Annotated in this window: 20 protein-coding genes; 13 read left to right on the top strand and 7 right to left on the bottom strand. The window is 36.0% G+C overall.

What is annotated here, in order from left to right:
* The first annotated feature begins 92 nt into the window (after positions 1 to 92).
* The 5 genes from P0Y49_13675 to P0Y49_13655 are packed head-to-tail and all read left to right on the top strand — an operon-like array spanning position 93 to position 7920.
* Positions 93 to 3662: a SusC/RagA family TonB-linked outer membrane protein gene (locus P0Y49_13675; protein WEK17848.1), complete on the top strand. Its 3570-nt coding sequence runs from the start codon at positions 93 to 95 to the stop codon at positions 3660 to 3662.
* Positions 3663 to 3671: 9 nt separating this feature from the next.
* Positions 3672 to 5066: a RagB/SusD family nutrient uptake outer membrane protein gene (locus tag P0Y49_13670; protein WEK17847.1), complete on the top strand. Its 1395-nt coding sequence runs from the start codon at positions 3672 to 3674 to the stop codon at positions 5064 to 5066.
* Positions 5067 to 5091: 25 nt separating this feature from the next.
* The gene (locus tag P0Y49_13665) at positions 5092 to 5625 is read left to right on the top strand and encodes a hypothetical protein (GenBank protein WEK17846.1); all 534 of its coding nucleotides are present in this window, start codon (positions 5092 to 5094) and stop codon (positions 5623 to 5625) included.
* Positions 5626 to 5637: 12 nt separating this feature from the next.
* Positions 5638 to 6366 carry a hypothetical protein gene (locus P0Y49_13660; protein WEK17845.1) on the top strand — a complete coding sequence of 243 codons (729 nt, stop codon included), beginning with the start codon at positions 5638 to 5640 and terminating at the stop codon, positions 6364 to 6366.
* 21 nt (positions 6367 to 6387) lie between these two features.
* Positions 6388 to 7920 (top strand): TlpA disulfide reductase family protein, encoded by a 1533-nt coding sequence (locus P0Y49_13655; GenBank protein WEK17844.1) that lies wholly within the window; start codon positions 6388 to 6390, stop codon positions 7918 to 7920.
* A 131-nt stretch (positions 7921 to 8051) separates the two neighbouring features.
* Here P0Y49_13655 and P0Y49_13650 read toward each other — a convergent pair whose 3' ends face one another.
* Positions 8052 to 8363, bottom strand: a complete 312-nt coding sequence (locus P0Y49_13650) for a hypothetical protein (GenBank protein ID WEK17843.1) — start codon at positions 8361 to 8363, stop codon at positions 8052 to 8054.
* Between the two features lie 20 nt (positions 8364 to 8383).
* On the opposite strand from P0Y49_13650, the gene P0Y49_13645 reads away from it, so the two are divergent.
* Both P0Y49_13645 and radC read left to right on the top strand, forming a co-directional pair.
* Complete coding sequence (locus P0Y49_13645) at positions 8384 to 8761, top strand: hypothetical protein (GenBank protein ID WEK17842.1); 378 nt, start codon at positions 8384 to 8386, stop codon at positions 8759 to 8761.
* Between the two features lie 898 nt (positions 8762 to 9659).
* The gene (radC, locus tag P0Y49_13640) at positions 9660 to 10346 is read left to right on the top strand and encodes a DNA repair protein RadC (protein WEK17841.1); all 687 of its coding nucleotides are present in this window, start codon (positions 9660 to 9662) and stop codon (positions 10344 to 10346) included.
* Here radC and P0Y49_13635 read toward each other — a convergent pair.
* Complete coding sequence (locus tag P0Y49_13635) at positions 10341 to 10739, bottom strand: hypothetical protein (GenBank protein WEK17840.1); 399 nt, start codon at positions 10737 to 10739, stop codon at positions 10341 to 10343. The two genes, radC and P0Y49_13635, sit on opposite strands and share 6 nt — an antisense overlap.
* 289 nt (positions 10740 to 11028) lie before the next feature.
* Between P0Y49_13635 and P0Y49_13630 the strand changes: the two genes are divergently transcribed.
* The 3 genes from P0Y49_13630 to P0Y49_13620 are packed head-to-tail and all read left to right on the top strand — an operon-like array spanning position 11029 to position 13601.
* On the top strand, positions 11029 to 11646 hold the full coding sequence (locus tag P0Y49_13630; GenBank protein ID WEK17839.1) for a hypothetical protein: 618 nt from the start codon (positions 11029 to 11031) through the stop codon (positions 11644 to 11646).
* Between the two features lie 2 nt (positions 11647 to 11648).
* The gene (locus tag P0Y49_13625) at positions 11649 to 13232 is read left to right on the top strand and encodes a YifB family Mg chelatase-like AAA ATPase (GenBank protein ID WEK17838.1); all 1584 of its coding nucleotides are present in this window, start codon (positions 11649 to 11651) and stop codon (positions 13230 to 13232) included.
* 15 nt (positions 13233 to 13247) lie between these two features.
* Entirely contained in the window at positions 13248 to 13601 is a 354-nt protein-coding gene (locus P0Y49_13620) for an endonuclease domain-containing protein (protein ID WEK17837.1), read from the top strand.
* A 235-nt stretch (positions 13602 to 13836) separates the two neighbouring features.
* On the opposite strand, the gene P0Y49_13615 is transcribed toward P0Y49_13620, so the two are convergent.
* Both P0Y49_13615 and P0Y49_13610 read right to left on the bottom strand, forming a co-directional pair.
* Positions 13837 to 14295 (bottom strand): hypothetical protein, encoded by a 459-nt coding sequence (locus P0Y49_13615; protein WEK17836.1) that lies wholly within the window; start codon positions 14293 to 14295, stop codon positions 13837 to 13839.
* A 147-nt stretch (positions 14296 to 14442) separates the two neighbouring features.
* Positions 14443 to 14727 carry a hypothetical protein gene (locus tag P0Y49_13610; protein WEK17835.1) on the bottom strand — a complete coding sequence of 95 codons (285 nt, stop codon included), beginning with the start codon at positions 14725 to 14727 and terminating at the stop codon, positions 14443 to 14445.
* A 783-nt stretch (positions 14728 to 15510) separates the two neighbouring features.
* Here P0Y49_13610 and P0Y49_13605 point away from each other — a divergent pair.
* A complete protein-coding gene (locus P0Y49_13605) occupies positions 15511 to 17304 on the top strand; it encodes a hypothetical protein (GenBank protein WEK17834.1) in 1794 nt (597 codons plus the stop codon).
* Between the two features lie 950 nt (positions 17305 to 18254).
* Positions 18255 to 19529, top strand: coding sequence for a group II intron reverse transcriptase/maturase (gene ltrA, locus P0Y49_13600; GenBank protein WEK17833.1), 1275 nt, complete (start codon positions 18255 to 18257; stop codon positions 19527 to 19529).
* Between the two features lie 80 nt (positions 19530 to 19609).
* Here ltrA and P0Y49_13595 read toward each other — a convergent pair whose 3' ends face one another.
* Both P0Y49_13595 and P0Y49_13590 read right to left on the bottom strand, forming a co-directional pair.
* Positions 19610 to 19849 carry a hypothetical protein gene (locus tag P0Y49_13595; GenBank protein WEK17832.1) on the bottom strand — a complete coding sequence of 80 codons (240 nt, stop codon included), beginning with the start codon at positions 19847 to 19849 and terminating at the stop codon, positions 19610 to 19612.
* 311 nt (positions 19850 to 20160) lie between these two features.
* Positions 20161 to 20832, bottom strand: coding sequence for a hypothetical protein (locus P0Y49_13590; GenBank protein WEK17831.1), 672 nt, complete (start codon positions 20830 to 20832; stop codon positions 20161 to 20163).
* Between the two features lie 123 nt (positions 20833 to 20955).
* Here P0Y49_13590 and P0Y49_13585 point away from each other — a divergent pair, with 123 nt between their 5' ends.
* Positions 20956 to 21210, top strand: a complete 255-nt coding sequence (locus P0Y49_13585) for a hypothetical protein (GenBank protein WEK17830.1) — start codon at positions 20956 to 20958, stop codon at positions 21208 to 21210.
* A 607-nt stretch (positions 21211 to 21817) separates the two neighbouring features.
* Here the strand turns inward: P0Y49_13585 and P0Y49_13580 are convergent.
* Complete coding sequence (locus P0Y49_13580; protein ID WEK21796.1) at positions 21818 to 22951, bottom strand: DUF4143 domain-containing protein; 1134 nt, start codon at positions 22949 to 22951, stop codon at positions 21818 to 21820.
* Positions 22952 to 22973: the final 22 nt, after the last annotated feature.

Here is a 22973-nt window from a genome sequence, read left to right as displayed (position 1 = left end):
TAATATTTTGAGTCAACCCTTTCCCGATACAATTGCCGGGATAAAATAATTGCTGAACTATTTCATGTAATAACTCAAAACTAAACGAAGGTATGAAATTATATACTTTTAAACTAGGTAATTGCCAATATTGGCACCCGCCTAAAATACTTACGATTGTGAGCTCTGCGCTAAGTAGAGTCGCAAAAATTGATAAACGAAAACTATTGATGCGAGTTAACCTTGTCATATTTTTATTAATCAGTAGTCTACTACAGGTATCTGCCAGTAGTTTTGGACAAAAAATTTCGTATACAAAAAATGGAGTAACACTTCGTGAATTTTTCAAGGAGATTACTATACAAACAGGTTATAATGTACTATACGCACCTGAAAAAGTAAAGGCTACTCAGCGGATTAATGTCGATTTTAAGGAAAAGGATTTAATCGAAGTTCTTCAAAAAATATGTGCAGATGAACAGTTTGTATATACCATAGACGAAAAAAATGTCTTCATCAAACCAGCAGAACAGTCATTGATAGGAAGAATAATAGCCGCCTTTAAAACAATTGATGTGAAAGGTCGTATTGTTGATGAAAATGGGAGCGGTTTAGCAGGGGCTAACATAAAGGTAAAAAACAATACACGATGGATGGTTACTGATGAAGAGGGTTTCTTTACTTTTAAAAATATACAAGAGAAGTCCATCCTTGTAATTTCATACTTAGGACGCGAGACATTAGAGATTCCTGCAAAGGAGGATGTTGGGACCATCAAACTGGTGCTGAGAAACGATAAACTCAACGAAGTACAAATTGTAAGTACGGGTTATCAGGAGCTTCCTAAGGAGCGGGCTACGGGGAGTTTTACCACTATCGATAATAAAACGATAAACCGTAGTGTTTCTACCAATATTCTGGATCGCCTGGATGGGGTAACGAGTGGGGTTTTGTTTACGCGTGGCTATTCAGGTATAGGCAGCAACAACCCTAAAATTTCTATACATGGCCGGAGTACCCTATTTGCAGGGGCCGAACCCTTAATCGTGGTCAACGGTTTTCCTTATGATGGTACAATTGATCAGATTAATCCAGCTGATGTAGAGAATATTAATATTTTGAAAGATGCTGCAGCCTCTTCTATTTGGGGCAGCAGATCCGGAAACGGGGTGATTGTGATTACCACAAAAAGCGGGCATAACAATCAAAAACTTCAAATTGAAGCCTCTTCCACCTTAACGGTAACGGATAAGCCTGATCTGTATTACCCAGGTCAATTGTCCGCTGCCGAATTTATTGATTTGGAACAATACCTTTTTTCCAAAGGTCTTTTTACCTCCAATTTTAGTAACCCATACAACGTAGTGTCGGCAGGGGTGGAGATCTTTAATCAAAGAAAAAATAATAAAATTACCAGTGCAGATTCGGCGGCTAAAATTGATGCTTTGAAAAGTTACGACATCAGAGCCGATCTAAACCGGTATATGTACAGACCTAGGGTACAGCAACAATATCAACTCAATTTAAGGGGTGGAACAGAAAATTATAGGTATTACATGTCTGGAGGATACAATAAGAATCTGGAAAGCAGTGTGCCTAATCATAATGAGCGGCTCACCTTAAATCTCAATAATACCTATGGTTTATTTAACAATCGATTGGAATTATCAGGAGATGTGAATATTGCTTCCATTAAAACCCATACTAAGACAGTTCCTTATACGCCTTATACGCCTTACGATCGCCTGGTAGATGAAAATGGGAATTCATTAGCTGTAGTTAAAGATTATCGAATGTCGTATGTAGATACAGCAGGCAAGGGCAAATTATTAGACTGGCATTTTCGTCCCATTGATGAATTATTTCCCAACCAGGAGGCCACAGTAGATCAATATCGACTAAAGGTTGGTGCAAATTTTAAAATTATTGAGGGTTTAGGCATTAGTGCCAATTATATGAGTTTGAATCAATATACCAATACGGAAACGCTTAGTGGTGCGGATAGCTACGCTGCCAGAAATTTAATTAACCGATATACTTCAATTTCTGGAAATACAGTGAATCGGGTGATCCCAGTAGGGGGTATTTTTAGTAAAAACAACAATGTGCTCCAATCACAATCCTTTCGGTCACAATTAAATTATCACAAAATCATAGCAAATGATCATGAAATCACAGCTATACTTGGCTATGAAGGCAGTGACAGCCGTTCAAATATAGCTGGTCTCACCTATTATGGTTATGATGCTGAAACATTAACCAATGCAAATGGGACTATAGACCCTTTAAAACTATATAAGCTTTATTATGGGCAAGGCTCAGGGTCTATTAATACAGCACCCGGTTTAACAAGAGGCATAGATATCAATCAATCCTACTATATCAATGCTTCTTATGGTTATAAAGGCCGATACATGCTGTCTGGAAGCGCGAGAAGGGACGAATCTAATATCTTTGGTGTGAAAACGAATCAAAAAGGTGTCCCTTTGTGGTCAACAGGAATAGCATGGATTCTGGATAGAGAAAAATTTTATCAGGTGGAATGGTTACCAGCATTGAAACTTCGTTTAACTTATGGCTATAATGGTAATGTGGATAAAACGGTATCCGCTTACTCCACTGCAGCAGTTTCTTCACAAAATATCAATGGTGATACATTTGCCAGGCTCGTAAATCCACCTAATCCCTCTTTAAGATGGGAGCGCGTGAAAACCTGGAATTTGGGATTCGACTTCGGCTTTAAGCGTAGTATGCTTACTGGAAGTATTGATTTTTATCAAAAAAATGCTTTCGATTTGATTGGGAATAACCCCATTGCCATGCAATCGGGCATTTTACAATTTAAAGGTAATGGCGCCAACCTACAGACAAAAGGAATTGATATACAGTTGAATAGTCGAAATTTAACTGGGGCACTCCTTTGGACGAGTACATTTTTATTCAACTTTAATACCGATAAGGTGACCAAATATGATGTAAAACAAAAGTCAAATGCGACTATACTCATCTCCAACAGTCAAAATCCTTTAGTGGGCTATCCTTACAATGCCATTTTTAGCTTCCCCTCTGCCGGATTGGATGCTGCCGGGGCACCGCAAGGTTATTTGAATGGAGTGGTGAGTAAAGATTATGGTAAAATTAACAGTCTGCTAGATCCCAGTCAATTGATATTTCATGGTTCAGCTACTCCAAAATATTTTGGTAGTCTGATCAATACTTTTAATTATCAAAACTTTGAATTGACCTTCAATATCATTTACAAATTTGACTATTATTTTAGAAGAGTAGGTGTTTTTTCTGGCAGTAATTATGGTTCTGCAGCAGGGTTGAACTATAACTTAACAGCCTACAATCAGCGTTGGCAAAAACCTGGTGACGAACTTTTGACACATATTCCGGCGCTAAATTATCCCGGGGTTACTGGTCTGGATCAGTTCTTTACCTATTCAGAAGATCTTGTTGAAAAGGGGGATCACATTAGGTTACAGGATATTAGGTTGAGTTATAATTTAGCTAAGCATAATTTTAACAAATTACCATTTAAAAGCGCTAGTGTGTTTTTTTATGGCCGAAACCTTGGTGTTTTATGGAGACAAAATAGATTACATATAGATCCCGATTTTGGATCTAATGGTATACCTCAGCCTTTTAGTGGTTCCTTGGGCATTAACCTTACTTTATAAGTTAAAATCATGATAGCTATATATATGAAAAAGATGATGATGATTCTAGTAATTTTCGCAGTGCTAGGCTGTACCAAAAAACTGGATCTGAAACCTGATAGTCTTATAGTCGTACCAAAATCAGCAAAAGATCTCCAATTAATTTTAGACAATACAGATGTCATGAATGTGACGCCTAATATAGGGCATGTATCTGCTGATGAGTATTTTTTTTCTAGTTTACAAGCATGGCAGTCATTATATTCTCCTGTAACCAGAGCTGCATCAGTTTGGCAAAAGGATATATATGCTGGAGTGACTCAAGTAAGTGATTGGATAAGGCCTTATAGTACAATTTACTATAGCAATACGGTGCTGGATATATTGGCTAGCCAGGATATTAGCAACGATAATGAGAAGCGGGTCCTTAAAGGATGGGCACTATTTGCAAGAGCTTATGCTTATTATAATTTAGTTAGTCTTTTTTCAAAAGCCTATGATCCATTAAGCGCATCGCAAGATTTGGGCGTTCCCTTGAAATTAAATGCTAATATTGACGAAATTCTTCAGCGAAGCACGCTGGAACAATGCTATAACCAAATCATTTTAGATGCAAAAGCGGCTGGGGACTTGTTGCAACAGGACATCATTTCCAATAAAAGATCACGTCCCTCTAAAGTCGCAGCTTATGCTTTACTCGCAAGAGTGTACTTAAATATGGGTAAGTTTACTGAGGCAGAGGCCTATGCAGACAAGACCTTGTCCTTGTATTCAACATTGACAGATTACAATCTAATTAGTAAAACAGCTGATTTTGGATTATCCTTTAATAGTGAAGAGATTATTTATTTAACTTCTCAATATCCTGATTATGATGAGCTTAACCCTGGTTTAGAAACAGCTTATGGAATCGTTCCCGAATTGATCAATCTATATAATCCGTCTGACTTAAGATTACCCATCTATTTTCAGAAAAATACTTTAGGTAATTACAATATTAGAAGTGTATACACTGGTAGTAGCACGCTTTTTTCAGGATTAGCCACCGATGAAATTTATTTAATTAAGGCCGAATGTCTGGCTAGACGAGGCGAAACGCTACAATCTATGAGTTATTTGAATCAATTGGGTATAAAACGATGGAATCCAAACGCAACCAGTCCATCCAAACCTTATGAAAACCTGATCGCCAATACGCCTGAAATTGCACTCGATAAAGTCTTGATTGAACGTAGGAAAGCATTGGTATTTCGCGGTATCAGATGGACAGATTTGAAAAGGTTAAATGTGGAGGGGCGTAATATTACCATCACCAGAAAATTAGATGATCAAATATTTACGTTGGAACCTAATAGTCCAAGATATGTTTTGCCCATCCCAGACGATGAAGTGGCACTCAGTGGAGTAGCGCAAAACGTTAGATAAAAAAAATACACTAAAAATCAATCACATGTACCTAAAGAAAATCAATAAACTAAGCACCTTAACAACAGTTTTGATGCTAACTGGACTATTAGCGAATGCACAGCTGCAGCAGCAACCGAGTCCTGATCTCACAGGGGTCTGGATTTATAACGCTCAAAAAAGTAACCTCCAAAGTTATCCGGCCTTTGTTTTCCCTAAGGGCTTAATTGTGAAAACAAGTCGGGATTCTGTTTTTGTAAGTCAGGTGATCAGCTATGCTGAAGGAAAAATCGGGGCAAATACTCAGCCTGTAAAATATGCTTTAGATGGAACGCCATCGGAAGTTGTGGTATCGGATAGCACTAAAGTCAGGCTAACTTTTAAAATCTCAGCAGATCGTAAAAGTGCAACTAAAAACATTCGTTTATTCTACACCAATAAACCTGATCAGGTACTGCGCAATACGAACGACATTTGGACTCTCTCTGAGGATGGAAAGGCGCTGGCATTGTTATTTACTGATCAAGTAGATGGCAGGAAAGCGTATACCGTAAAAGGAATATTTGATAGATACAATTAAAGCTATGAAAAAATGAAAAATGCCTGGATATTAGTATTTGCAATTTGTTTTGCTGCATGTAAAAAGGATGCAGAGGTTTTTAAGACCACCAGCTCAATAAACGTGATTAATGCAGCGGTAGATCTTGGGGGGCTAAAAGTAAATCCTACAGGAAAAGCTTATAGTTTCGCTAACACTACAAATCAAGTCCTTTATGGTGCCAATCGATTCTATTATGCAGAACTGGGCTACAAAGCATTGATTGCCGTAGCCACTGCGGATACCACAAAATTGTTGTTTAACGAAAGCCATAATATGGAATCCGGGTTTTATACCCTATACATTTCCGGGACCGCAGCAAAGGTAGAGAGCATGTTGTTGAAGGAGGTTGATTTTCCTTTTATTAAAACTGATGTAAGCACCCCTGCCTCAGCAAATTTTGTGACCAACGTACGCTTCGTAAACTTATCACCCAATAGCCCGGCTGTTAAAATTAAAATTAAAAATAACGCGGTCAATGAAGTGGATAATTTGACCTACAAGGGAATCAGTAATTGGAACAGGTATACCAATAAAGCAACGGCAACAACGCCTTACATTTTTGAAGTCAGAGATGCAAGTTCCGATGCCTTACTACTCAGCTATACCTTTAATGCTACGGTTACCAATAGATTTAAAAATGTAGCCCTGATCATTAAAGGGCTGGTTGGGACAAGCACAGGGGTAAATGCCTTTGGGATATTTGTTGTGAACTATTTTTAATAGCATTAATGACCATTTACTATGAAAAATAAAAAATTTTTACTGCTCATCGCAATGGTTTTCATGATCAGCTCATTGAAAGCGCAAAGCTATAGTTTTAACATTAAAGGTAGGGTCGATTCCACTATAGTTAACTATTTTAAGAACAAAAGTATCCAGATCAAGCTCTACGATCCGGCAAAAAATTTGCTGGGCGGGGAAGTGATCACCGTTCTATTGGATTCAAAAAGAAGATTCAATATAAATGTGAAGTCTGCTTCGGCATTAACTTATGCTTCATTTTGGGTTGTAAATGAGGGGGATAACAAAATGATGCTAGGTAATTTACTGCCATTGATCTTTCCAGCGAGGAATCACCGTGCAGAAGAATATTACTTGTTTGAAAATGGTGATGATGTTACTATGGATGTTGGCCAGAATGGGTATCTTCTTTTTTCTGGAAAAGGCGCAGAAAAATTAAACTGCCAATTCGATATTTATAATGTTGAAGGGGGATCAAAAGCTGTACGGAAGAGATTTATTAAACTAAGCAATGCTAAAGACTATGATAAAGCATTTAAATTAAATGCTGAGGATGTAAGTTTAATGATAAAATTACGTTTAAAGTTATTGGAAAGCTATAAGGGTGAATTTAGTGAATCGATGTACAATAGAATTTACTTAGATGCGATTGGCAACGCTCGTTTATGGGGATTAACTGAACAAAGTAACTTAGAAATATATGGTCTTGATGAAGCTGCATTGCCCGCGTTTAGAAATTTAAATAAAATGCGTGCTGATCAAGAACTAGAATTGACTGTTGATTCAAATTTTATACCTCATTCTGCCTATTATCCGGCGTATATCTTTGAAAAAGAATGGAACCTACAGCGGTTGTATGCTAAGGATGTAGGTTCTGGAGATTCATTTGTAGGGATGTATGATGTTTTACAACAAAAATATCAGGGTGCCTTAAGAGATCAATTACTCATGATATGTATTAGTCAATTGAATCGTTATTTTTCAGCTGAAATTCAATTGAGTTTAGGATTAGTGATGAAATCCATAACTGACCCTGCTTATAAAAAAACATTGATAGCCTGGCAAAAGAAACAAAATGAAGTCTTTCCATTTGAACTACAAGATACAGCAGGTAACATTCGTAAATTGAGTGATTATAAAGGTAAATTAGTCATTGTGGATTTTTGGTTCTCAGGATGTGGGTATTGTAAGATATTAAATAAGACGATGGAAACGATCATTAAAAAGTACGAAAACAATAAAAATATTGTCTTTTTAACCATCTCTTCTGACAGCGACAAAAAGACATGGATAACAAGTGTCTCAACGGGCTTGTATACCTCTCCGGGTACAATTAATTTATATACGAATGGACTAGGATTGGGACACCCAATTATAAAACATTATGATTTTTATAGTGCGCCACAACAATTAATCATTGATAAAGATGGACTATTAATTACATCACACCCCCCTCGGCCAGATGGGAGTTTAGATGATATGAAAAATTTTACTCAAATCATTGATAAATATCTTAACGCTTTAAATTTGTGATTTAAAGCGCGTTGAATTCATGCATATAAAACAAAGTAAAGTGAAGCGCTATCACATAGCGCTCACTTTACTTTAGCATTAGAAATTATTTGCTCTGTTTAGGATTAACGTATTTCTAATGTTAAACTCCATTATTGATATGCACCTTTATCTGTAGAATATGTAGGTGTACCAAGCTGAGCTTGGATAGCACTCAGTTGAGAAGGAACAGTAATGTCTAATGAAGCTGGAACTTGAGTTAAATCAAGGTTATTGGTATTTGGAAATTCCAATCTACATGAAATGTTTTCAACTTCTTGGCATGTAGTAAAAGGTTGTGTAGTTAATTTATATAGGCCGCTTCCATTGTTATAATAAGTGATAGTGGCAAATTTAGCATTGGTAAATGCACTAGCGCTCAAAGCAATTGCTGCAACTGCTACGCCGAAAAATAATCTTTTCATAATCTTAATAATTAATGAATATGACTGAATATAATTTGTTAACTAACACTGATCTCTTCACGCGCTTAAAGGGGGGAGATTATGCCGCGTATTCCGAAATTTACCAAAGATATGGGGGCATTCTATTTGTTTTTATACAGAAACGGTTCGCTGATAAAACTGATGCGGAAAATATTTTGATAGAAGTTTTTGTTGATCTCTGGGATAATAGAGAAATGATTGAAATTACAGGTTTGATCTCTACTTACTTTTATGTTTCTCTACGTACTAAAATGCTCAATTTTCTAGAACGTAATGCTATGCAAAATCATTACATCAATTTTATAGAAAACTTCAATGATAAGGATATTGTAATTACCGATGACTGGCTAGAGCAAAACAACTCGCACCTCCATTGAAAAGTAATGTCAATGCATTCCCAACAACGATGAGAGAAGTATTTTTATTAAGTCGAAATTGAATTTATAACTATCATCAGACGAGGTAAGTTAAAGATAAGAAATACTTGAGAAAATAAATTAATAGAGCAATTGACCTTATTAAGAAAGAAATAGAGCAGGTTAATTAAAATAAAAAATAATAAAACCTGTTCCAGCTAGCGCCTTCCAGAAGAGGTTAACTTTTTGGTAAATTAGACCGTTTATCTTTTTTATAAAAAAGTAGGCTACTAGCTTTTTTTGGAAAATGGATTTTTGGGCAAACATAAGTTGTATTTTTGGCGAATTTTGGCCCAAAAGTTCATTGTTGTTTTTATATATTCCGTAAATGCTCAGGACTTTTTTTGGTAATACTTTTTAAAACCTTATGAATAGGTTTATTTGTAGTAGTCAGCAGGTGTCTGCTATATTCCATCCTTAATGCAATTACCTGTTCCCGAAAGGGCTTGTTAAAGGCTTTCTTCTCCTTCGCGTTGGTATTCACATATAAAAATATCTTTCGACGTAGTACTCCTTAGTCCAAGAGAGATGTAGTAAGCATTTTTCTGTTGTTCAGAGATGAGATCTGGGCTTAAGATCCCATCAATGATTTCGAGATAGTTTCATTTTTAAAAAACGCTAATAATTGGTTGCGGATAAATTTCCTCTATTAAATCATACCTTTTAGGATTCAGAAAATAGCTTCTTTTATTCCCTCTACTTTAAACTCTATTTATTCTCCTCCTGATTCAGGAGGAGTCCCCTTTAGGGGGAGGTGGTGAAAAATAATAATCGTTTATAATCGGATAAAATCCGATTATAATACCTTAACTATTTAGTATTGTTCAGAGAAAAATTCATGACCATAATACAAAACACCATGTACAACAAAAAATTAACCATAAAAGATTGGTCTTTCCAGGATCGTCCGCGCGAAAAACTACTCATCCAAGGTAAAAAGATGATGAGTGATGCAGAGTTGCTTGCCATTTTAATTGGTTCGGGAAGCAGAGATGAAACCGCAGTTGAGTTAAGCAGACGGATTTTACACTGTATGGATAATGATATTCAGAAATTAGCTGAGCTTTCAATCCACGAATTATTGAAATTTAAGGGTATAGGGGAGGCAAAAGCAATTGCAATTATTGCAGCACTAGAGTTTAGTTATAGGCGCATTAATAAAGAAGCTACCAGACAAACGATCAAGATTCAAGAGAGCAAGGACATTTATAAACATATGACACAATATTTAAAAAATTTAAATGGGGAGGAATTTTGGGCTGTTATATTAAATAGGGAGAATCGAATTATTTGTACACATCAGTTAAATAAACAGTCAGAGACTAATTTAGATGCAAAACTATTATTTGAGCTAGCTTTGGAAAATCAAGCCCAGCGTATTATACTTTGCCGCTACGATCCATTTGGAACATTGAAGCCAAGTAATGAAGATTTATTGATCAATAAGCTTGTTGAAGCAGGGAAGATGCTAGGAGTCTGTGTATGTGATTATTTAATTTTAACTGATATGAACTATTTGAGTTTTACGGATCAAGGTTTGCTATGAAGTTTGTCCTTTCCATCTTGGAAAGTGTGTATTGCTAACTAACAATACTTTATCATTACTCAAAGACAGGTAGCCCATTTCGTAACAGAAGATATAAACAGAACCTTTGCTGGTTCTAAATATGCCAGTAAAGTAGCCAAAATTGAAGCCTTTTTCCTGAAGCTCTTTTCTACTTACTTTGGATTTATCAGTTGAATTTAGGTTCTGCAGGATTGTCCTGTTTTTTTTTAGAATTTTGTTGGTTTCACTTATTATTGTGGAGTTATTTGCATTTAATTCATTATTAAAGGCACTTCTACAATAATCATCGCAAAATTTTTTGTCTGAACGTCCTATCACGATTTTATCGCAACAAAGACATCTAGTTTCTGCTTTTGTAAGATTTTTTTTCATGTTTTTTAGATTTTATTTGAAATTCATACCGCATATATAAACTTTTTTAACTGTTTGACGGTAGTTTTTTGTCTTAATAGTTAATTTTTGCTTGTTAATCACTACTCCTCCTTTATTTTAAGATGTATTAATGTTCGACCAAATTGTTTTATAAGTCACTTGATTAAGGAGGTGGTTACTCTTTAGGTGATAATTGCCCGATTGTAAACGTAAGTAACCGATTAGTACACGGCTATTCTATTTAAGCGTGTTAAGTTTGAGCATGATTTGAATATTAAAACTAGAAATTATGGAAAATCAGATGATACAAATTGACTACGAATCTAGAATTATTGCTATTGAAGGGCAATGTATAATGGATCGCATTACACGTAATATGTTGTTTTATGGCATGGAACTGGCCATAAATCATGGTATTGATCTTGAAGAATTGTTAAGCCCAGATCAGCAAGTGATCACCGATGTTGAGATCTTAATTGGTATTGATGATCCCGGATTGAGGATTCTTGCACCATTTTTACTTCAGACACAACATATTTCTCAAGCAGTATTGTTAATCAATTCTTTAAAAAGAGAGTCACCATATCAATTGGAAGAGCAAGTTGGAAAAAATAAAGTGAAAAGGTTATCAGGTTCAGTCGAAATTATAGAAGAATGTATCATCTATTTGATCAAAGAACATGCTAGATTATATATTTTATCAATAGAAATTTCGGCTATGGACCCATTCAATGAAAAAGCGTTCCACAGGAATCCAAACAGTTTTATTGATAGGCAGTATGTAGGTGATTTAGATGTTAATGCAAATCTGCTAACTGCTTTTACCAATTCAACATATCATACAATTAATGAATTGAAGCGCTTGATATTATTACATAGAAAAAACACGAACTTATTAATCAATTAATTATGCTAGTAAAAACATATGCCAGTGCAGTTTTTGGTATAGAATCAACCACAATTACTGTTGAAATTAGTGTTACACCAGGTTCTCAATACATCATGGTTGGCTTGCCAGATAATGCAGTAAGAGAAAGTTTAAAACGAGTTGAAAGCGCAATTGTTGTTGCAGGATACCGAATGCCGAAACAGCGGATATTAGTTAATCTTTCGCCAGCAGATATACGTAAGGAAGGTTCATCCTTTGATCTGGCCATTGCGGTTGGCATCTTAGCCGCTTCTGGGCAGATACCTGCTGAGGCTTTGATTAATTATATCCTGTTGGGTGAATTGTCGCTGGACGGAAATGTTCGGCCAATAAAGGGCGCATTACCAGTTGCCATTAAAGGGAGAGAAGAAGGCTATAAAGGTTTAATAGTGCCCGAAGCAAATGCTAGAGAAGCTGCTATTGTTAATCAATTTGATGTCTATGGAATCAAAAACTTGAAAGGTGTTGTTGATTTTTTTAGTGGTGAAACTAAGCTGCAGCCAATTGTAATAGATACCCGGAAGGAGTTTAGTAAAAATGTCAATAATTACGATGCTGATTTTAGTGAGGTAAAAGGGCAGCAGAGTATTAAAAGAGCAATGGAAATTGCAGCAGCTGGTGGGCATAATGTTATTTTAATTGGCCCTCCTGGTGCAGGTAAAACGATGCTGGCAAAACGACTGCCTACTATTTTGCCTCCTCTAAGTTTGAGTGAAGCATTGGAAACTACTCGGATTCATTCTGTTTCCGCAAAACAGTTTACGGTTGATGCTTTGGTGACTACAAGACCTTTTCGCTCACCACATCATACCATCAGTGATGTAGCGCTTGTTGGTGGTGGGGTTCAGCCGCAACCTGGAGAAATATCACTTGCCCATAATGGGGTGTTGTTCCTGGATGAACTGCCGGAGTTTAAGCGAAGTGTATTGGAGGTTATGCGTCAACCCTTGGAGGAAAGAACGGTCTGCATTTCAAGGGCTAAATTTACGGTAGATTATCCTGCTAGCTTCATGTTGATAGCTTCGATGAATCCTTGTCCTTGTGGCTATTACAATCATCCAAGCATTAAATGTACTTGTGGGGCGGTGGCTGTTCAAAAATATCGCAATAAAGTATCTGGGCCTTTATTGGATCGTATTGATTTACATGTTGAAGTGATTCCGGTAGTTTTTTCTGAGTTGGATTCTACCGAGTTAACGGAAAAAAGTATGATGATACGAGATCGGGTAATAAAGGCAAGAGAAGTTCAGACGAAAAGATTTGTTAATAATAATGAGGTATATGCAAATGCACAAATGAGTTCTAAACAGGTGAGGGAAGTCTGTAGGATTGGCGATGATGGTCGATGGATACTCGAGACAGCTATGAAAAAACAGGCTATGTCAGCAAGGGCTTATGACAGAATACTGAAGGTAGCGAGAACAATTGCAGATTTAGACAGTTCTGAGCATATTGAAATAAAGCATCTATCCGAGGCAATACAATTCAGGAGCTTAGATATTACGGCTAAAAGTAATGTTAAGGTACAAGAATTGAAAGGTTACAATATAGGTTTGGTAGGTTAAGCTTAAATTGAAAAAATGGATATTCACAATCAAAAGTATTTAGCGGCATTTCGCAAAGGACTGAGGTCTAAATTGACTATAGCGGAAGCTTTGTTTTGGAGAGAACTTAAATGCAGGAAATTGGCAGGGTTTAAGTTCAGACGACAGCATAGTGTAGGTAATTACATCCTTGATTTTTATTGTGCTTCGAAGCGTTTAGCAATAGAACTAGATGGGGAAATTCATAACGATCCGTCGATAAAAGAGAATGATAGGATTCGTACAGAGTTTTTGAAGACATATGGAATTAAAGTATTGAGGTTCGAGAATGTCGATGTAGTTAAAAATGTAGAAGGCGTGTTGGAAGCGGTTAAAAAAGAGCTCGTTTAATCATGACTCAGCTAATTTGTGTACATATTTGATCTTAGTACTTATTATTTAGTTCTGTATAAAAGAGGGTGTAAAATAAACTGTGTTTCTAAGTTAATAATTAACTATTTGACAGTTTATTTTACACCCTCTTGGATTCCAAAATAAACTATGGGAAATCGTACAAAATTATTACAATTAGATCATTCCGAATAGCCTGAAATATTTAGGGATGCACCTTATATTAGTAGGTAAGTTAATAAAGGTATCGGGGTTTGTTTTTTAAATACTCTTCTTTCTCTTTCAACAATCTGATCGTATCTTCCTGTAAATTCAGCTTCTCAGTCGTGTGTTTTAGCTCAACACTAAGCTTATCAACCTTTGCTTCCAATTCCAATGTTTCAGCTTTGCGAAAGCTGGCAATCGGCTCTTTATCATCATAAAAGGAGAAAAGGTTATAATCCAGTGCTATGCTCAAAGTCAATAACAGCTCAGTGTCAATTGTCTTACGTTTATAAATATCCGATACATTCTGTTTAGTGGAATTAATCAGCCTACCAAGGCTAGATGGTTTAAGGTTCTTGCTTTCGGCAATCTCTTTTACAAATTCTCCAATTAATTTAACTCTCTCAGAAATATCTGAATGAGCAACGAGATCTCCATTTTTTAAAACCTCTGCGTTTAGTATTTCTTTGTTATCTTCGGTTATCTCCATATTCGTGAGTTATTATTTCTGACAAATTATTCAAAATTAGAAAACGATAGGTAAATAAACTAGATGTCAATCAATTCAAAATTATCATTAAAGACTCTTATTTCCTGTCTTGATTCTATAAGCACTTTTTCCAATTCAGTATAAAGACTATTTGCAAGCGCATAGGTTTTTTTTAAAAAAGTCGGTTTTTTCATTTAAAAATAGCTTTAAGGCTGGTAACAATTGACGCTGTATCTGTCCAGTGGTTACTCTGGTGACAGGAACAGTCTCACTTTTTGGGGTTCTACGATGCAGCTTGTCAGAGAAACGGCCTTGTCCTTCCATTTTTCTTGTTAACCTGTGCTTAGTGTTTAAAGCCATTTTGATAAATTCAAATTCTTCTTCGGACAAAATGAGATTAATATTTACAATATAAGTATACTTAACTTTCATGAGAGATTGTTTAGATAATTGCTAAATGTAGATTTTAGGATCTATCTAATAGTTATTCACTTCATTCAAGCTATTTCAAATAACTAATTCACAAAAGAAAGGACCATATTTGAATGGTAATCAAGAACCCTAGAAGTATATGCAGTTCAATTCATTTGAATGCATGATGAACTGCCTGAAATGTAAATTATTCCTTCACCTTATTGGCTAAATTAGTAATATCAAGCAGCTTTTGAAGTCTCCACCGTACTGGTTCCGAGACTCTTTCATTACCACTACGAAGTATTGCAAAGGATTTTTCAAGGAACCCCTCTACGTTTGAAATGAATACCCCACTATCTATTTGTGCTGTTTCATTAGAAGTGCTTTATAAAAAAAAAGTTTTAACAGTTCAGTCGGATTTTCATTAATGCTCATTTAACAAAAATAGCCATTAGTTCTCCGTTTTCTTTAACCTATTTCGTCAACTTTGATTTAAATCCTACCATTTTTATTGATGTAATCAATGTCCGACTAACATTTTCACAATCCCTACTTAGGATTTAAACCATACTCATTCAGATATTAAAGGGGTCTTAATTTTATTAATGAATGTTTATCAGATTATTCTTAAATTAGATAAAGGATAGGGCAAATTTTAGTATTCTCAAAACTGAAGGAACAAAAACACATAAACAAGTGATTTTTCTTTAAAATATTTATACGTACAATCGTTAAGAAGCGGTATTTATTAACATTGGGTTTAAAAAAGTTAGTTGAAATTTTTTACAAAAAATGCTAATTATGAATAAATTTTACTTAGTTATTTGCTTAATTTTTCAGGTTGTCATTGCTAATGGACAACCGCCATCCTTCAAGTACCATCCTTCTGCTACATTTAAAATTGGAAGGGGTTTTAACCTGTTGAATTTTTCCGAACCTAAAAGAGACTTTTTGGAGAGTTCAGTTCTAGACCGTCAGAGCCGTGAAAGTAGTAATATTAGTATTAGGGCAATAACTAATGAATCTGATTTGAACGAGATTCAAAACTTTAGTTCTGAGGTTGACGCTTCTTACCTTGCATTTTCAGCAAGTGGGGCATTAAATTTAGAAAAAAGCTATTTATATAACAAGAAGCAGCTCGCAATTGCCATCATTGCAAATGCATCATTTGGAACGGAATATTTAACTAAAGAAGTGCTAACTCCAGAAGCCAGAAGTTTAACCAGAAACCCTAAAGAGTTCAGAAATAGATTTGGAGATTACTATATTTCAGGTCAAAAATTAGGTCAAACAATCATTATTTTATGCAAAATATCAGATGTAAATGAAGAATTGAAGAAGAATCTAACCGCAAGTTTGTCTGGTGGGATCTCAATTGGAGCTTTTGATGCAAGCATGTCTGCAACATTTAATGAAGTTATGTCACAAGCAAATCGAGATCGAAAATTAGAATATGAAAGTTATAAATTGGGCAGCTACAATTACGAAAAGGATGCTGAAATTCTGAACTCCCTTAAAGGTATTACCGATTTTAACACTACTATAGCATCAATTCAATCCATCCTAGCTGCACATCTTCTGAAATTTAATATAGATAATGCAAGTATTACGGAATTTTTTTATTCACCCTTTTCAAATTTTGGAATACCGGTTGTGTCTCCAAATAGTTACATGAATGTCAGATTTCAAAAGCTAAAGGTTATAACTGATTTTTATAGAAGGGTACAAACCGATATTGAATTAATTAATGAAATAAAGCTTTTGCCGTATTATTCAGAATATAAATTTATTGGTGATAATGATTATTTAGATAGTGCAAAGACAAATTTAGAAAGGTATCTTTTAAAACTTACTCAAGCTCATCAAAATTGTTTAGATAAATTATGTGATTTAAATAAGTCTTCATGTTGTACATTACCTACTGACGAAAATAGATATGATGATTTTTTTAATCCAACCAAGAAAATTAACGAAATAGAAGAGAATCTTTCAATTGCTTTTAGTAAATATAGTAGAGGGCCGTATGAGGGTTTAACAATGGTAAATCCAAATATTATTAATGCTGAGGCATACTTCGTTAAAACTTCTTACAAAATTCCAGATACAAAAACTGATGTGACTGATATTGAGCCAAATATTTTTGATATATCACCCGCTAGTACCAAAAAGATTAGGTTTGTTTTAGCTTTTGAGATGATTTATCCTGTTGTTAATCCTCCAAATTGGGGAGAATATGTGCCTCTCATTCAGATTTTAACAGCTACTCATATCAGCCAAAGAGCAACACTGGTTATAAATCGAGATGGGTCGAAGGTAGGTAGTTCTGCAAGTTACTCTGGATCTTTTACAGCCCCAATTAATTTTGATTTACCTTTTAATAACGACCCGATAGGAGCGTTTGATCCTAACAATCAAAGTGCTGGACTAGGGATTTCAAAACGTTTTTATTGGGCATCTGACTGGAAGAATGAAACAGAGGCCGCTCCAGTTGATAATTTGATATTTCAATATACAGGGTTAGTTAACTCGATTAGAAACATAAATCTAAATTCCGTAAAAATTAAAAACTATACTTTTAAAGTCGAGGTTCAATAATTATTTGGGTTGAACCCGAGCGTTTTGTGGGCGTTTAGTTAAAAATGATGAAACAAGATTTTGATATTGGTTTTTCCAAATTTTTGGTTCTAAGGTATTCCGGTTAAGGCCATTTTTGAGGAGTCAACGCTAAGAATTAATAGAAGAAAATATTTATTTAATAAAACCTTTTGTTGATAAATCATCAATTATAGGTTCAATAAGGCCTAAGAAGTGATCTAAGTGTTCAAAGTATTCCCGCTCATGGGTACTAAATAGGTTTCAATCAAATTGATTGATTTTTTGTATGAATGTAATATACATCACTATATTTAGTGACGAGAGCGTTAATTTAACGGGGGTAAATCTTAGGATTTATCCCCGTTTCTTGTGTGCTGGGGATGGCAATCAGCTATAGGGTGCAAGTCCCGAACACACTTTGCAGTAGGAAGTGTTAGCCAATAGCAAGGGTGTCGTGGGTGACTGCGAATCCGAAGGAAGCTGGCGGCAAATATGGGGGCCTACGAACAGGAACTGTATATAAGGCGAGGTGATATGGGTGATGTTGCAAGACAAACAAAAGCCCTATACTGCACAGAATATCACTACGTAGATACAGGGGCCACATCCATAGAAAGCGGATTGCCTTACCCCAGGAGATCTCCCTATAATCTATCGAGTGCAAGCGCGATTGCTGTAGAAGAAACAGTGGACAGTATCGTAATGTCCATCTGGTACAGGGAGAAGTCAGCAGATTCCATAGTACTGTTTTTTTTTACAGGAAGGGATGAATGTTGGGATGGCAAAGGAAACAGGAAGTTTACGGCAGAGCGTTCACAACGGAACCACTTTAGAGAACTGCTTACATGAGGGTAGGACGGAATCCGAGAGCAGATGGTAAGAGGAGTTGAGCCGAGCCGTGCAACCAATGTGCACAATGCCTGGGGAGGAGTTTTTTTTTTTTTAGTAGTATGCTTGAAGAAATATTAGACATCCGAAATGTACAAAGAGCCTTTGGGCAGGTCACTGCCAACAAGGGCGCTGGTGGTATTGATGGTATGCAGACCGATGAACTTCGGGACTACCTGAATTCCAACTGGCAGGCATTACGGTCTGATATTCTGAATGGCGTGTACCGTCCGAGTTTGGTCAGAAAGGTAGAGATACCCAAGACTGGGGGCGGTGTGAGGATGCTTGGCATCCCAACGGTGATCGACAGGTTGATCCAACAGTCTATTTCCCAATGGCTGAGTCCAAAATACGAGGGCGGCTTTTCATCGAACAGTTACGGGTTCCGACCAAATCGCAATGCCCATCAGGCAGTGCTCAGGGCGCAGGAACACCTCAATGGAGGCTATACGTGGATAGTTGAGCTTGATCTGGACAAATTCTTTGATCGGGTAAACCACGACAAACTCATGAACCTGCTATCGATGAGGGTAAGTGATAGGCGCACCCTAAAGCTTATCCGATTATATCTGAGCAGTGGTATTATGGAGAATGGACTGGTTACCCCCAGAAGAGAGGGTACGCCACAGGGCAGTCCACTCAGTCCGCTTTTATCCAACATTGTTCTTCATGAACTGGATGTCAAGCTCGAAGAACGGGGTCACAGGTTCGTACGGTACGCTGATGATTGCAGTATCTATGTTCGTAGCAGAAAATCGGCAGACAGGGTGATGGATAACATCACCAGCTATCTGGAAGCAGGGTTAAGGCTGAAAGTGAACCGTGATAAGAGTAAAGTGAGCAGGCCATCACGCAGTACACTGCTGGGCTTCTCCTTCTACAAGACGGGAAAGGATTGGAAAATGAGGATTGCAACCAAGTCGGTGAAAAGTATGAAACAGAAACTTATTGGATATACCAGACGCAACGATCCAATTACTATTACCGAACGGATCAGAAAACTGGATATGGTCATAAGGGGCTGGGTCAACTATTTCTCCATCGCTGGGGCTAAGCATGTGATGACAAGATTGGACGAAATGACAAGGGTCAGACTGCGGATGATCATCTGGAAACAGTGGAAAAATGCAGGATGTCGAATCCGAAACCTGATTAAACTAGGGGCTGGAAAGCAGAAAGCATTTGAGTGGTCTAACAGTAGAAAGTCCTACTGTCGGTTGTCACATAGTCCAATTCTTCAGTGTATTCTGAGTATTGAGTATTTCGCAAAGCTGAAGTACACTGGTTTTGTCAACTACTACTATTGGAAAACCGAACACCAAACGAAGTTATTCTAACAAACCGCCGTATGCCGAACGGCACGTACGGTGGTGTGAGAGGACAGATAGGGAAATAATCCCTATCTTCCTACTCGATTTTATATCTGATATTCGGCTTTTAAACGTGCTTTGTAATTATTTAGGGCTTTACCTGCATCATCTACTTCGTTTACAGTTATCTGCATCTTTGCAATTAATTCAGTATCATCATGTTCATTCTTTTTGTATTGCTGTTCTTGTGCCTCCAAGGTTAGATAGTTCTTTTGCTTTTCAATTAGAACATCTTGAAGCCTGTTTAATTTCACTTTTTCTTTTATTGTTACATTGTTTAAATACATATCATTTGGATTGGCCGTAAAGCTCCCAAGAATTAAAACAACAAAAAAATATTACTTAAAATTTTTGGCACTCGCCAAATGTGTAAGCCTCTTATTTATAAGTAAGACAATTAGAAGTTTTTTTGCTATTATGAAACGACCTGTAATGTATGTTTAAGTAATATTCTCTCTAAAAGCCCCCTACTAACAGCTATTTTTCCGATTCTTATCAAATCATCCTTAAATTGTTTCGACCTTAATACGGCGGGGGGTACCAAGCCGCATTTGGCAGATGGGCTAACGGGTATTGGCTTTTGCTAATTCTTATTAACCTACAATTTTAACAGTTGCTCTATTAATGATAAATCAGAAGCATCTACAGACAGTTTTATTCCTGAAGGGTATTCCAAAGTAACTAATTTTTGTAATAATCTATCGTTTGATATAAAACTAGAATGGGCTACCTGATCATTGTCTTTTACGGTCGAATAGTCTTGGTTATATAGATCAAGTCTTGCCTTTACGCAAATTTCAGTTTCTTTTTGCATAGGTGAACTATGTTGACCAGTATATAATAGTTCACTTCTATTTTTCTCTACAATTCCACTTTCTGTTATTGACAATTCTGAAAGTTGATCTGTTTTACTATTTGATAAACGCCAATAGTTTGAAAAAGGTCTTGGACGAAAGTTGATTAACCATGCAAGAAGTTCAATGTTTTTTTCACGGGTTTTAATGCCTTTTTTCAAAAAGTTGTTAAGCGGTTTAAATTTATCAGTGTCACATTTTTTGACAGCTAAATCTGATATTTCTTTTTCGTATGGAATTTCAAGAAATTCCTTTAGCATTCGATTATCCAAATTATCACATCCCGCTTCGAACAATAATTGGAATTCGTTGCGGATGTTGGCGCAGGTAGGGTACATTAAATTTTTTGAAAGCTCTCCCGCCGTTTTTTTTTCTTCGTAGAAGCTTATTACCGCAAATCTGTATTTTTCTATCATCGTTAGAGAATTAGATAATAAATTTAACGGAAATTAAACGACCATATATGTATTTTATCTAAAATTTATCCATTTTACGGGAAACCGTAAAGCTTAACTTTAAATAGTTTGTATCTTTCACTAATGAAAACTCAAAAAGACCTACCAGAGATGCGATCATTAACCGAAAGGGTGTTAAATGTATATGTGGCGGGTTTTTTAGACCCAACCATGACCGCTAGTCATGTTATTACAGTATTTGACTTAGTGGAACACAATCCTGATGGCAAGTCACGCCTTCAAAGACTTATGGAAGAAAAACTCACAAAAGAACTAACGCCGCAGGAGATTGAAGAAGCCATTGAACTACTAGAGGATTATCCATTAAATAGCAACTGATTGTTGCCTAAAAGATGTTTAATCGTGTTTTAATAACTATACAATGATTTTGGGTATTGAATCATGATAGTTTTTTGGCTGAAATAACAGAGCATCTAAGTCTTAAATATAGTAAACTGATACCAGTAAATAAATTTCAAGATGTAGATTTCTCTTGTAAGTTTTTAGTGGTAAGATAATCGGCTCAATAACCCCTAGAAATCGTTATAAATGTTCAAAGTATTCCTTCTCAAGGACGCTAATAAGACTGTTATAGATAAGTTGGGGGGACTAAAACCGTATTGAATCTAAAAGTATCAAAACTAAACTATAAGATACAAAGTCATTTAGAAATTTATAACATTTTTATTCAAAGTTTATTTTGCAAGATGCCATCAAAAACCTATCTTTGAGCTATCAAATAAGTAGTTATTTATACTTTGCTATCGGACGATAGTTATACAAGATAACAAAACATTTTATGTTGATTTGATTTGAAATGAATTATGCCCTATTCTACACCCTGATATTTTAGGAGGATATAAGTAGTTGGAAGTAAGATATATATAACGTTTGTGTGGCATCCTGCCACCCCGACACATTATTAAAAGCCTTTAAACCGCAAGATTTAAAGGCTTTTTTGCATCCAGTCGATATAGTTTTCTATTCTTCCTGCTAGGTAAAAAGGTAAATTTAGTAAAGTATATTCTTTTCCATTTGAAGTGCTTATCTTATCTATTTTTAATTGACCTCCATAAATTCTTATGGCGAATGCATGTGTAGTAGCATCCATAAAAGCATGTAAAGACTTTAATGTCCCTGTTGCGCCAGATTTAACTTCAATAGGTATAATTACGCTATTATAAGACATCACAAAATCAACTTCAGCAGTAGAATTTGGCTTTTCTCTTACCCAAAAATGTAATTCATTTAATATATTATATTTTGCAGCTAATAATTCCTGTCCCACAATGTGTTCTGCAATCTTGCCTTTATAAACTGTGTCTATATCCTTTGTAAGGATCAGTTCTTTTTGTAATCCAGCAAAGAAGTTTAACATTCCGGTGTCGAGTACATGAAGGCGGGGGGATTTTTTCTTGTCTGGCAAGAGAGGAACAGCGGTGCTGGTGGTTGGGTATACGAGTTGAATCAACATCACTTTTTGTAGCGTTTGCATGCCTTCACTAACTTCTCTTGACCCATAGTTTGAGTTGCCAAAGCCTTGAAATTTGATGCGGTTACCTGCTTCAAGGAAACTGGTGTTAATAATGTGCCTTATGATTTGAACCAGATTGTTATTCCGTCCATATTTCTCAACATCTTCTATGTATGAATATATCAAGGATTGGTATACTTCTCTCAAGGTAAGGAGGTTTTTATTGGCGATATAATGCCTGATCACTTCAGGCATCCCACCTATAAGTGTATAGGTGTGAAATAAATCAAGTAATTTAGAATGCGTAAAATCTTTTATGGGCATTTCCTTTAAGGCCACTGAAGCCTGGTTTTCATTTAATGCGAGTAAAAATTCATGAAATGAAACGGGTCTCAGAATTTTGTATTCTACACGACCAACAGGGATTTTCGTTTGGCCATTGATTGCTGTTTCTAAAAGGGAGCCTGCTGCTATGACATTTAAGGATGGTATTTTTTCATAGAAATAACGAAGCATATTTAAAGCTCCAGGTACTTCCTGTATTTCATCTATAAACAGTAATGTATTTTTTAAATTGGCTATGTCTTTATTAAAAAGGAAAAATATTTGCTGAGTTAGTTGCTCAACT

It is taken from the genome of Candidatus Pedobacter colombiensis, from assembly GCA_029202485.1.
In the GTDB taxonomy this organism is placed as follows: Bacteria; Bacteroidota; Bacteroidia; order Sphingobacteriales; family Sphingobacteriaceae; genus Pedobacter; species Pedobacter colombiensis.
Note: the sequence above shows the minus strand (reverse complement) of the source record. Positions and strands in the feature narration are given on the sequence as shown.

Coding starts and splice junctions, on each gene's coding strand:
- P0Y49_13675 (WEK17848.1), top strand. CDS start 93: ATGAAATTATATACTTTTAAACTAGGTAATTGCCAATATTGGCACCCG.
- P0Y49_13670 (WEK17847.1), top strand. CDS start 3,672: ATGATAGCTATATATATGAAAAAGATGATGATGATTCTAGTAATTTTC.
- P0Y49_13665 (WEK17846.1), top strand. CDS start 5,092: ATGTACCTAAAGAAAATCAATAAACTAAGCACCTTAACAACAGTTTTG.
- P0Y49_13660 (WEK17845.1), top strand. CDS start 5,638: ATGAAAAATGCCTGGATATTAGTATTTGCAATTTGTTTTGCTGCATGT.
- P0Y49_13655 (WEK17844.1), top strand. CDS start 6,388: ATGAAAAATAAAAAATTTTTACTGCTCATCGCAATGGTTTTCATGATC.
- P0Y49_13650 (WEK17843.1), bottom strand. CDS start 8,363: ATGAAAAGATTATTTTTCGGCGTAGCAGTTGCAGCAATTGCTTTGAGC.
- P0Y49_13645 (WEK17842.1), top strand. CDS start 8,384: ATGACTGAATATAATTTGTTAACTAACACTGATCTCTTCACGCGCTTA.
- radC (WEK17841.1), top strand. CDS start 9,660: ATGTACAACAAAAAATTAACCATAAAAGATTGGTCTTTCCAGGATCGT.
- P0Y49_13635 (WEK17840.1), bottom strand. CDS start 10,739: ATGAAAAAAAATCTTACAAAAGCAGAAACTAGATGTCTTTGTTGCGAT.
- P0Y49_13630 (WEK17839.1), top strand. CDS start 11,029: ATGGAAAATCAGATGATACAAATTGACTACGAATCTAGAATTATTGCT.
- P0Y49_13625 (WEK17838.1), top strand. CDS start 11,649: ATGCTAGTAAAAACATATGCCAGTGCAGTTTTTGGTATAGAATCAACC.
- P0Y49_13620 (WEK17837.1), top strand. CDS start 13,248: ATGGATATTCACAATCAAAAGTATTTAGCGGCATTTCGCAAAGGACTG.
- P0Y49_13615 (WEK17836.1), bottom strand. CDS start 14,295: ATGGAGATAACCGAAGATAACAAAGAAATACTAAACGCAGAGGTTTTA.
- P0Y49_13610 (WEK17835.1), bottom strand. CDS start 14,727: ATGAAAGTTAAGTATACTTATATTGTAAATATTAATCTCATTTTGTCC.
- P0Y49_13605 (WEK17834.1), top strand. CDS start 15,511: ATGAATAAATTTTACTTAGTTATTTGCTTAATTTTTCAGGTTGTCATT.
- ltrA (WEK17833.1), top strand. CDS start 18,255: ATGCTTGAAGAAATATTAGACATCCGAAATGTACAAAGAGCCTTTGGG.
- P0Y49_13595 (WEK17832.1), bottom strand. CDS start 19,849: ATGTATTTAAACAATGTAACAATAAAAGAAAAAGTGAAATTAAACAGG.
- P0Y49_13590 (WEK17831.1), bottom strand. CDS start 20,832: ATGATAGAAAAATACAGATTTGCGGTAATAAGCTTCTACGAAGAAAAA.
- P0Y49_13585 (WEK17830.1), top strand. CDS start 20,956: ATGAAAACTCAAAAAGACCTACCAGAGATGCGATCATTAACCGAAAGG.